Here is a 10,136-nt window from a genome sequence, read left to right as displayed (position 1 = left end):
CATGGTGATCGTCGGCGGCGGCCTGGGCGGCCTGTCCACCGGCTGCTACGCCCAGATGAACGGCTACCGCAGCCGCATCCTGGAGATGCACGAACTGCCCGGCGGCTGCTGCACCGCCTGGGACCGCGGGGAGTTCACCTTCGACTGCTGCGTCAGCTGGCTGCTCGGCAGCGGCCCCGGCAACGAGATGCACCAGATCTGGCTCGAACTCGGCGCCCTCCAGGGCAAGGTGATGCGCAACTTCGACGTCTTCAACGTGGTGCGCACCCGCGACGGCGGCGCCGTCCGCTTCTACTCCGACCCCGACCGCCTCGAAGCCCACCTGCTCGACCTCGCGCCGGAGGACGCCCGGCAGATCCGGCGGTTCTGCGCCGGACTGCGGTCCTTCCGCCGCGCGCTGGTCCACTACCCCTTCCTCAAGCCGGTCGGGCTCATGGGGCGCCGGGAACGCTGGCGGATGCTCGCCTCCTTCCTGCCCCACCTCAACGTGATCCGGCGCTCGATCACCGAGCTGATGAGCGACTACTCGGCCCGCTTCCGCAGCCCGCTGCTGCGCGAGGCCTTCAACTTCGTACTCTACGAGAAGCACCCCAACTTCCCCGTGCTGCCCACCTACTTCCAGCTCGCCGCGCACGCCGGGCAGTCGGCCGGGGTGCCGGAGGGCGGCTCGCTGGGCCTGGCCCGCTCCGTCGAGGAGCGCTACCGGCGGCTCGGCGGGGAGATCACCTACAACGCCAGGGCGACCGAGATCCTGGTCGAGCGCGACCGGGCCGTCGGGGTGCGGCTCAGCGACGGCCGGGAGGTCCGCGCCGACATCGTCGTCGCGGCCTGCGACGGCCGCACCACCATGCTCGACCTGCTCAAGGGCCGCTACCTGAACGACACCTACCGCCGGCTGTACACCCGGACCATCACCGAACCCGGCATGGTCTTCCCCGGCTACCTCACCGTCTTCCTGGGCCTGCGCCGGCCCTTCCCGGCCGGGGACCCGTGCACCACCCACCTGCTGGAGGAGGAGTTCGCGGCCCGGCTCACCGGCATCCGGCACCCCAGCATCAACGTCCAGTTCCGCAGCCGCCACTACCCCGAACTGTCCCCCGCCGGGACGACCGTCGTCTACGTCAGCTACTTCTGCGACATCGCCCCCTGGCGGGCCCTGAGCACCGGCCCCGAACAGGCGCCCCGGCTGCGGCGCGGCGAGGAGCTGCACACCCTGCCGGTCGGCCGCGGACGCGAGTACCAGCGGGAGAAGCGCCGGGTGCGCGACGCCCTCGTCGACTTCCTCGACGGCCACCACCCGGGGCTGAAGGAGGCCGTCGCGGTCAAGGACGTCTCCACCCCCCTCACCCAGGTCCGCTACACCGCCAACTACGACGGCACCGTGCTCGGCTGGCAGCCCTTCGTGGAGAGCGGCGAGACCCTGGAGGAGGAGATCAAGCGCAACGGCCCCGGGCTGCCGGGCCTGCGCGACTTCTACCTCTCCGGCGTCTGGGCGACCACCGGCGGCCTCATCCGGGCCGCCGCCGCCGGGCGCCACGTCGTGCAGTTCATCTGCCGCGACGACCGCAAGCCGTTCACCGCCGCCGTCGACGACACCGCCCCGCCGCCCACCCTGCTGGTCGAGCCGGTCGGCCCCGCGGACCGCCAGTTTGGAGTCACCTCGTGAGGATCGAGAAGTGGGTCGTCCACGAGCACGCCGACGGCGTGCCGGACGTCGAGCGGATGTACCGGAAGGTGGTCGAGGAGGTCGACGTCCGGCTCGCCGAGGACGAGATGCTGCTGCGCACCCGGTACGTCTCCGTCGACCCGTACCTCCAGGGGATCGCCCTCGACACCCCGGTCGGGGACCACATGGGCGCCGACTCGATCATGGAGGTGCTGGAGGCCGGCCCCCGCGCCCGCTTCGCCGTCGGCGACCTCGTCCAGGGCTTCGGCGGCTGGCGCAGCCACGTGATCGGCAACGGCGCCCCGACCCCCTGGCAGACCGGCACCTTCCCGATGGTCTTCCCGGCCTACCGCCGCCTCGACCCCGACCACTACGACGACGCCCTGCCGATCTCCACCGCCCTGGGCGTCCTCGGCGGGCCCGGGATGACCGCCTGGGGCACCGTGGACAAGTTCCTGGCCGTGCGCCCCGGCGACACCGTGCTGGTCAGCGGCGCCTCCGGGGCCGTCGGCTCCCTGGTCGGCCAGCTCGCGCGGCACCGCGGCGCCCGGGTCGTCGGCACCACGGCGACGGCGGAGAAGGCCGACCGGCTGAGGGACCTGGGCTTCGACGCCGTCCTGCACTACCGCGACGGCGACGACCCCGAGCGGCTCGCCGAGCGGCTCGCCAAGGCGGCCCCGGACGGCGTCGACCGCTACTTCGACAGCCTCGGCGGCACGCTGACCGACGTCGTCTTCACCATGCTCAACGTCGACAGCCGGGTCGCGGTCTGCTGGCAGTGGGGGAGCCAGGTCGGCGGCCGCTGGACGGGCCCCCGGCTGCTGCCGATGATCATGTTCCCGCGCACCACCGTCCGCGGCATCTTCTCGCTGGAGTGGTTCACCGAGGAGAACTGGACGGCCCTGCGGCGGGACCTCGGCGGCCTCGTCCGCAGCGGCGACCTGCAGTACCACCAGACCGTCCACCGCGGCTTCGACACCATCCCCGCCGCCTACCGCAGCCTCTACCAGGACCGGGCCGCAAGCCGCGGCAAGGTGCTCGTCCGGCTCTGAGGCCGGGTCGTCGCGGGGTCGCGGCCGGGTCGCGGCCGGGGCGTGGCGGGGGCGTGGTGGTGGCCGCCGCCACGCCCCCACCGGCGGCCGTCAGCCGGTGGCCGCCCACTGGTGGGCGGTGCCCTGGTGGACGGCGGCGTAGACGCGGTCCCGCAGCAGGTTGGCCTGACGGTCGGTGAGCGTCCGGTCCAGGTGCCGCAGGACCAGCTTGAGCAGGACGTTCTTCTGCCCGGGGCGCGCGCCGAGCCGCTCCAGGGCCCGTGGCGGCAGCTGCGAGCACGGCGTCTCGGCGAGGATCTCGACGGTCTCCACGCAGTCCGCGTCCGGGCCGAGCGCGTCGCGGACCCGGTCCCCGAGGTCCTCCGCCAGGTCGTCGCGGTCCACCGCCACCGAGAGGTCCCGGCGGACGGCGGGCATCGCGGACACCGGCCGGTAGGGCGCGAGGTCGGTCAGCTGGGCGGCCACCGACGGCTCGGTCGAACGCAGCACCCGGATGTCGTCCACGCCCTTGAGCAGCATCAGCATCCGGTCCAGCCCCATGCCGAGGGCCAGACCGCTCCACTCGGCGCCGAGCCCGGCCCGGGCCAGCACGCCGGGGTGGGCCAGGCCGCACTCCGCGACCTCGATCCACTCCGCGCCGCGGGCCACGTCCACCTGGCGGCCGGCCAGCGTGTACGGGTGGACGCGCTCCTCGTGGCGGTGCTCGGCGCCCGGGAGCAGACCGCCGACCAGGGCGGTGACCATCCCGTCCAGGTCGGCGGTGGTCAGCCGGGCCGGGCGGCGGGTGAGCCGCCACAGGTCCAGCTGGTGCGGGGTGCCGGTGTGCAGCCGGTCGATGCTGTCGCGGCGGTAGACCAGGCCGGGGCAGACCAGCAGGACGTCCTCGGCCGGATCCGCGGCCAGGGCCCGCAGCGCCGCCGGCACCAGGGCGCTGGAGTGGCTGCGGAGCATCCGCCGGTCGTCGACGTAGCGGGTGTACCGGGTGTCGCGGGTGATGTCGTCGGCGCGGTAGCCGAGGTGGTCGTAGTTGTCCTCGACCGTGACGACGCGCTCACCGCGCCACCAGCGGACCTCGCAGCCCCAGAGCGCGGCCAGCGCCTCGACGGCACGGGCGAGGACGAGCTGCACGGCGTGCGGACCGGCGGCGGGGTCGGTGAGGTCCCGGACGGCGAGGTCGCGGGCGAGCTGCTCGGGGGAGAGACGGGCGGGAACGGCGGTGCCGGGTACGGACATGGCGGCCTCCTGGCCGGGAGCGGTGACGGGGTGACGGCACACCCCCCGGCCCCTGGGCACGACCGCCGCCCCGGGCCGGCGGCTCAGCCCTGGAGGCGTGGCGACGTCCGACCCCTGCGGCGCCCAACGGGGGCCGGGGGGCCGGTAAATCGGCGAGAGTTCGCTACGACGGCCACACAGCGACCGTACCGGCACCCGGCACCGGGGACCAAGGGGTTTCCGCGGTGCCGGGTGCCGGGTGCCGGGTGACGGGTGCCTGGTCCCGGTGCCGGACGCCTGGTCCTGGTCCTGGTCCTGGTTCCGGGGCCGGATGTCCGCCGCCCGTGCGGGGGCGGCCGTCAGCCGCAGATCCCGGCGGCCTGCAGCCGGCGGTGGACGGCCTCCCACTCGGGGGCGACCGGCTCGGTCCTCCGGGAGCCGACCCCGAGGTCCTTGAAGCCGCTGGACGTCGACACGCAGACCACCGGTCCCTCGATGCCCTCGGCTCCCTCGATTCCCCGGGAGCCGCCCGCCGCCCCGCCCAGGCTGCGCAGCCCGGCGAGCCCGGCCGCCGCGGACAGCTCCGTCCAGAGCCCGGCCCGGGCCAGCTCGCCCTGGGCGGCCGTCAGCTGGGCGTCGTCCAGCACCAGCGCGCGGCCGCCGCTCCCGCGCACCGCGAGCACGCCCCGGTAGCCGCCGACCGGCGCGGCGATCGAGTACGCCCGGCCCGGCGCCACGGCCGTGCGCGCGGCCGGCAGGCCCTGCCGGAGGGCGCTCGCCAGCGGCGCCCCCGAGGCCGACTCGCAGGAGTAGATCCTGGGCACCCGCTCGGCCAGCCCGAGCCGGTGCAGTTCGGCGAACCCCTTCCAGACCCCGAACAGCAGCTCGCCGTAGCCGGTGGGCACGAAGACCGCGCCCGGCACCCCGAGGTCCCGGAAGATCTCGTAGGCGACGGTCTTGTAGCCCTCGGGGCCGTACGCGTGCCCGGTGTGCGTGGTGGTGAGGTTGCTGACCGGGTGCAGACCGAGGCGGTCGACCACCTGGCGCAGCAGCGGCCAGCGCGCCTCCCAGGGCACCGGCAGCACGACCGCGCCGTAGGCGTTCAGGAACGCGTCGACGTTCGGCGGCAGGTCCGGGCCGGTGAGGACCACGCAGCGCAGCCCGGCCCGGGCCGCGTAGGCGGCGGCGGAGGCGCCGTGGTTGCCCGAGGAGGCCACCGCGATCCCGGCCGCGCCGACACCGACGGCGGCGCTGGTGGTGCAGCGGTTCAGCCGGTCCTTGTGGCTCCAGGTCGGGTTGCGGGACTCGTCCTTGACGTACACCCCCGGTTCGAGCTCGACCAGCGGCGTGCCGCCCTCGCCCAGGCCCGGCGCGAGCAGCGGCGGCAGCAGCGGGGCCCACCGCTCCAGGCCGGCGACCTCCGACGGCGCGAACACGGCCGCCGGGTCCGCCTTCCCGTACGCGTAGTCGACCTCGACCGGGTAGGCGACGTCCGCGGTGCCGGTGCCCGGACAGCCGGCGGTGAGCGGGGGCCACAGGGGGTAGTCGAGGGAAGGGTCGCCGAGGGAACGCTGACCGGTTGCGAGTGATCCGTCTGTCGCCATGTCAGGAGCCTATGTCCTCCCTCCGGGCCGGGTCCGCCGGATTCCCGGCCCCGGCCGGTGCGCGGACCCCGGCCGCCCGCCCGGACCGGGGGAGTGCCGCCGCCCCGCCCGGGGAAGGATCACCGCGAATCGGCAGGCGCAGCACGGACAGGGGGCCGGCGTGGACGGCGACATCGAGGCGATGAGCACCACCGTTCGGGAGGCCCGGGCGAAGATCCGCGAGGACGCCCTGCCCCGGGCCCGGGCACGCCGCGAGGCCGTCGCGCCCGCCGACCAGGCCGCGCTGCTGGCCGAGCTGATCGACCTGGTGGACACGGCGGCGGAGCTGGCCGACGCCGTCCACATGCGGATGACCACTCCCGACGGCCGCACGGCGTACCTGCAGGCCGGCCGACGGCTCCGGGATCCGCTGGAGCACCTGCGCGGCCACCGGCGGCGGTTGACCGCGCAGGCGGGGTCCGGGGCGGGTTCCGGGGCGGGATCGGGTTCCGGGTCGGGATCGGGATCGGGATCGGGATCCGGGGCTGCGGAGGCGTCGAAGCCGTCCTGACGGCCGCCGCCGGTGCCCCACCCGGGTCGGGCGGGGCACCGGCGACGTCCGGGCTCGGCGGCTCGGCGGTGTGGTGGCTCAGCGGTGGGCGGTGAACTGCACCACCTGCTGGTAGGTCGGCCGGTTCTGCCAGGTCGTCCTGACGTCCGTCACCCCGCCCAGCGGACGCTGGATGACGGTGTCGGCGCACCACTGGTCACCGGCCGAGCAGTCGGCGTCGCCCGGGTAGACCTGGGCCGGGGTCTGGGCGGCGGCCCGCTTCAGGGTGTCGAGCAGGACGCCCCGACAGGCCGCGAGGTCGCCCCCGCCGCAGTACGGGCGCGCCAGCGGGCCGGCCACCCGGTCGCCGAGGACGGACCGCAGGTCCTTGTCCAGGTAGCTCCACCAGCCGTACTGGAAGGCCGAACCCTTGTGCGGGATAGACTCGTTGGCGCTCGTCGAGCCGCCGCCGGGGCCGCTCTGCCCGCCGGAGGGCGACTCGTTGATCTGCAGGGCGCCGGTCAGCGCGGTGAACAGCTGGTCGCCGAGGCCGGGGCGCATCGTCCCCTCGGCGAGCAGCGGCCACCAGGCGTCCATGACGCGGATCGCGGTGGCGTCGGCGTAGCTGTGGCTGCCGGCCGAGGTCTCCTTGCGCCGGCCGCCGTCGGCCAGCCACGTCTCCAGCTGCTGCAGCGCGGTGGCGGCCGTCTGGTCGGTGACCGGGGCGCTGCGCAGCACCCGGATCAGGTCGGGCAGCACGTCCTCGGCACGCAGGTCGGTCAGGGCGGCGCCCTCCATGGCCTGGGTGAGGGAGACCCTGCTCGCCTTGCCGCCGCCCTGCAGCAGCGCCCTGACCCGGTCGTCGAGCAGGTTGCCGCGGTGCACCGAGCCGTTGCCGAAGCCGGCCGTGGTGAAGCCGTCGGCCTGCTTGTTGTTCCAGGAGATGTAGTAGTCCTGGTCGACGGACTGTGGGTGCTCGGCGGGCGGGGTGTACCGCGCGGTGTTGGTGACGGGGTCGAAGTCGGTCCACTCGTAGGCCGGTTCGGCGCGCAGCGGCAGGCCCGGGTCGACGCCGGGGGCGCGGACGGGGTTGGTTCCGGAGTTGTAGTAGGCGATGTCGCGGGAGTCGGCGTAGAACCAGTTGAAGGTGTAGTTGATGTCCTGCGCGGCCCGCTGGAAGCCCGCCGCGTCGTGCACGGCGCCGGGGTCGTTGAGCTCCTGGAAGCCGATGATCGAGTCGGCCTCGTGCCGGTAGGTGGAGCGCAGCGACGTGAAGGCGACGGGCGCGCCGCCGACCGTGCCGCGGGCGGTGACCAGGCCGTACCTGGAGCGGTACATCACCAGGGTGTACGAGCCGGCCGCGGTGGAGTCCGCGGTGGTCGGGCTCCAGGCGTTCTTGCGTTCCAGCCGGTCGAGGGGCACGCACTGGCCGTGCCAGAGGTAGGACTCGGCGGCGGTGGTGACGGGCGAGCCGTCGGTGGTGCAGAGCGGCACGGCGTAGGTGTCGGTGATGTCCTGCCCGGCGGAGGTGGCGCTCCAGGCGTAGTCCTGGCCGCGGCCGAGCTGGACGTAGAAGCTCAGGCCGGCGAAGGCGGCGCCGCGCGCGCTGATGCCGGGGCCCTGGATCTCCTCCAGCATGAGCAGCTGCGGGGCGAAGTAGCCGGTCTGCGGTCCGAACACGGCGACGGGGTGGCCGTCGTCGGTGTGGGCGCCGGAGACCAGCAGGGCGTTGGACATGCCGTGCCGGGCGCTGAGCAGGTTGCCGGGCAGCAGGCCCGGTGCCGCGGTGGCGGCGGTGCCGGCCGAGCCGGTGGCGTCGTAGACCATCCGCTCGGGCACCACCGAGCCCGGGTCGGGCGGCGCCTCGCCCTGCGGGCTGTCGGGCACCGTGGCGTAGGGGAAGCGCTGGCCGTCGTGCAGGGTCTCGACGGCCTCGGGGTCGTCGGCCTCGCGCAGCGACTTCCAGACGGCGTCCCCGGCGTCCTTGCCGTAACGGGCCTCGGCGGCCGACTTGACCTGCGCGGAGGCGAGTTCGCCGCCGCCGCCGGAGCCGAACAGCGCGCCCACCACGGAGGCGAGGGCCACCAGGTCGGTCAGCTTGAACGGTTCGATGGACCCGGCGTTGGTGATCGGGTCGATGTGCCCGGTCAGGTCGTACTCGCCGGGGAAGATGCGGCCGTTGTAGGCCTCCCGGACGTACTGGTTGATCCCGTCGAGGTAGGCGGTGGCGTCGGCGAGGGCCTGGGCGGCCCGGCCGCCGCGGGACGCGAGCGCGTCGATCTGCTGCTGGAGCTCGGCCTCGGTATACGGGGCGGCCTGCCAGAAGCTCTGCTCCAGCTGGCGGTTGGCGGCGGCGCCGCCCGCGAAGCCGGACAGCTGGCCGCGGCCGACGTGCCGGAACAGGTCCATCACCCAGAGCCGGTCCTGGGCCGCCGCGTAGCCGGCCCCGAACTCGGTGCCGTAGCGGGTGGTGCCGCTGATGTGCGGGACGCCGGTCGCCTTGTCGCGCACGATGGTGACGTCGCCGCGGGGGCTGGCGGTGCTCGCCACCTGGTCGGCGGGGACGCCGAAGGAGGCGTCGTTGAAGAAGTCGCGCAGCTTGGCGTCGGTGAGCCCGGGGTAGCCGGCGGCGAGGCCCGCGTACGGGCCGAGCTGGTCGTCGGTGTGGGCGGGGCGGCTGCCGAACACCCGGTTGAGCAGGATCTCGGCGAGGGTGGCGTTGCCGTTCTCGCCGGGCGGCAGGATGTCGGTGCAGCGGCCGCCGCAGTAGTCGGCCGCTGCGGCCGGCGCGGGGGCAGGGGCGGCCGCGGTGGGGGTGGTGGTCAGGGCGGCGGTGACGAGAAGGGCCGACGCGAGGGCGGCGGCCGGGAACCGGAGGGGGTGGGGGCGTGGGCGCAAGGCGTGCTCCTCCGTCGAAGTCACGGGGAGTCGACGGTAGGGGTGCTACTGACCGGTTGGCTAGTGGCGTGCATGCCATTTCCGCTGGGGCGCCGTGGAGTTGACGGCTCGGGGGTGATGGCCTGGGGGCGGATGAGGCGCTGTCAGCGGTCGCCGGGCGAGGGGTCGCCGGGCGAGCGGCTGTCGGGCGAGGGGCCGTCGGGCGCCGCGTCGCGGCTGAGCGGGTCGTCGTCGAGCGGGTCGTGCGCGGCCGGGCGGTGGGCGGCGTGGCGGGCGGACAGTCGGGCGGCGGCGGTGGCCGGGTCGGTGCGGGGGAGCCGGGGGTGCAGGTCGGCGAGCAGGACGAGGAGCCGCTCACGGACCGGGCCGGCGGAGGTGGCGACCGCGCCGGCGAGGACCAGGGGCTCCTCCGGCACGGCGGTGGCACGGGCCAGGGCGGCCAGGTGGCCGGCGGCGGTGTGCGCGATCGCGAGGGCGGGTCCGTCGCCCTCTTCCGCCAGCCGGGAGACCAGCGGGGCGAGGGCGGCGAGGCGCCGGGGCGGGCCCTGGTAGGCCCAGCGCAGCAGGTCGTCGGGGGAGTCGGCGGCGCAGTGGGCGCGCACGGCGGCACCCAGCGGGCCGGCCGGGTCCGCGTGGGCGTGCCGGAGCGCCTCGCGGCCGAGCCAGAAGCCGCCGCCCTCGTCGCCGAGCAGCCAGCCCAGCCCGCCGGCGCGGGCGATCGTGCGGGTACCCGCCAGTCGGGCGCAGACCGTGCCGGTGCCGGCGATCAGCACGGTGCCGTGCCCGTCGGTGACGCCGCCGCAGGCGAGGGCCGGCACGGTGTCCGGGACGAGTCGCACCGGGCAGCCGAGGCGCAGGGCGGCCCGGCAGCGCTCCGCGAACCGCTCGGGATCCGGCAGGGCCCGGTACCCGGCGAGCCCGACCAGGCAGGAGCCGACCAGCCGGGGCTCCCGCCCGTCCAGGGCGCCGGCGGCGGCCGCGCCGAGGTGGGCGAGCACGTCGCCCGGGCGCTGCCCGGCCGGGTTCGCGCCGGGGCCCTCGCCGCGCCCCCGCAGCGCGCCGTCGGCGTCGAGGAGGACGGCGCCGGTCCTGCTGCCGCCCGCGTCCAGTCCGAGGTGGAAGGTGCTCACGGGGCGCCTCCGGGAGGGCGGTCCGCCGCCCGGGGCGGCTCGTGC

At 75.4% G+C, this 10,136-nt stretch carries 7 protein-coding genes; 3 read left to right on the top strand and 4 right to left on the bottom strand.

All coding sequences use genetic code 11. The annotated features are described in order from the left end of the window. The first annotated feature begins 1 nt into the window (after position 1). Both ACFYUY_RS09735 and ACFYUY_RS09730 read left to right on the top strand, forming a co-directional pair. Positions 2–1,666 carry an NAD(P)/FAD-dependent oxidoreductase gene (locus ACFYUY_RS09735; protein WP_360208559.1) on the top strand — a complete coding sequence of 555 codons (1,665 nt, stop codon included), beginning with the start codon at positions 2–4 and terminating at the stop codon, positions 1,664–1,666. Continuing rightward, positions 1,663–2,718: a zinc-binding dehydrogenase gene (locus tag ACFYUY_RS09730; protein WP_387899716.1), complete on the top strand. Its 1,056-nt coding sequence runs from the start codon at positions 1,663–1,665 to the stop codon at positions 2,716–2,718. The genes ACFYUY_RS09735 and ACFYUY_RS09730 overlap by 4 nt, the downstream gene beginning before the upstream one ends. Positions 2,719–2,808: 90 nt before the next feature. Here the strand turns inward: ACFYUY_RS09730 and ACFYUY_RS09725 are convergent, their stop codons facing one another. Both ACFYUY_RS09725 and ACFYUY_RS09720 read right to left on the bottom strand, forming a co-directional pair. After that, positions 2,809–3,951, bottom strand: a complete 1,143-nt coding sequence (locus ACFYUY_RS09725) for a hypothetical protein (protein ID WP_360208503.1) — start codon at positions 3,949–3,951, stop codon at positions 2,809–2,811. A gap of 338 nt (positions 3,952–4,289) precedes the next feature. Then, a complete protein-coding gene (locus ACFYUY_RS09720; RefSeq protein ID WP_387899714.1) occupies positions 4,290–5,534 on the bottom strand; it encodes a pyridoxal-phosphate dependent enzyme in 1,245 nt (414 codons plus the stop codon). 160 nt (positions 5,535–5,694) lie between these two features. Here ACFYUY_RS09720 and ACFYUY_RS09715 point away from each other — a divergent pair, with 160 nt between their 5' ends. Then, a complete protein-coding gene (locus ACFYUY_RS09715) occupies positions 5,695–6,084 on the top strand; it encodes a hypothetical protein (RefSeq protein ID WP_387899712.1) in 390 nt (129 codons plus the stop codon). A 78-nt stretch (positions 6,085–6,162) separates the two neighbouring features. Here ACFYUY_RS09715 and ACFYUY_RS09710 read toward each other — a convergent pair whose 3' ends face one another. Beyond that, complete coding sequence (locus ACFYUY_RS09710) at positions 6,163–8,961, bottom strand: penicillin acylase family protein (RefSeq protein WP_387899710.1); 2,799 nt, start codon at positions 8,959–8,961, stop codon at positions 6,163–6,165. 143 nt (positions 8,962–9,104) lie between these two features. After that, on the bottom strand, positions 9,105–10,091 hold the full coding sequence (locus ACFYUY_RS09705) for an N-acetylglucosamine kinase (protein WP_387899709.1): 987 nt from the start codon (positions 10,089–10,091) through the stop codon (positions 9,105–9,107). Positions 10,092–10,136 lie beyond the last annotated feature (45 nt).

It is taken from the genome of Kitasatospora sp. NPDC004745 (genome assembly GCF_042873275.1).
Taxonomy (GTDB): Bacteria; Actinomycetota; Actinomycetes; order Streptomycetales; family Streptomycetaceae; genus Kitasatospora.
Note: the sequence above shows the minus strand (reverse complement) of the source record. Positions and strands in the feature narration are given on the sequence as shown.

What these genes read in the sequence shown, in the direction of transcription:
- ACFYUY_RS09735 (WP_360208559.1), top strand. Translation starts at nt 2, where the DNA reads ATGGTGATCGTCGGCGGCGGCCTGGGCGGCCTGTCCACCGGCTGCTAC.
- ACFYUY_RS09725 (WP_360208503.1), bottom strand. Translation starts at nt 3,951, where the DNA reads ATGTCCGTACCCGGCACCGCCGTTCCCGCCCGTCTCTCCCCCGAGCAG.
- ACFYUY_RS09720 (WP_387899714.1), bottom strand. Translation starts at nt 5,534, where the DNA reads ATGGCGACAGACGGATCACTCGCAACCGGTCAGCGTTCCCTCGGCGAC.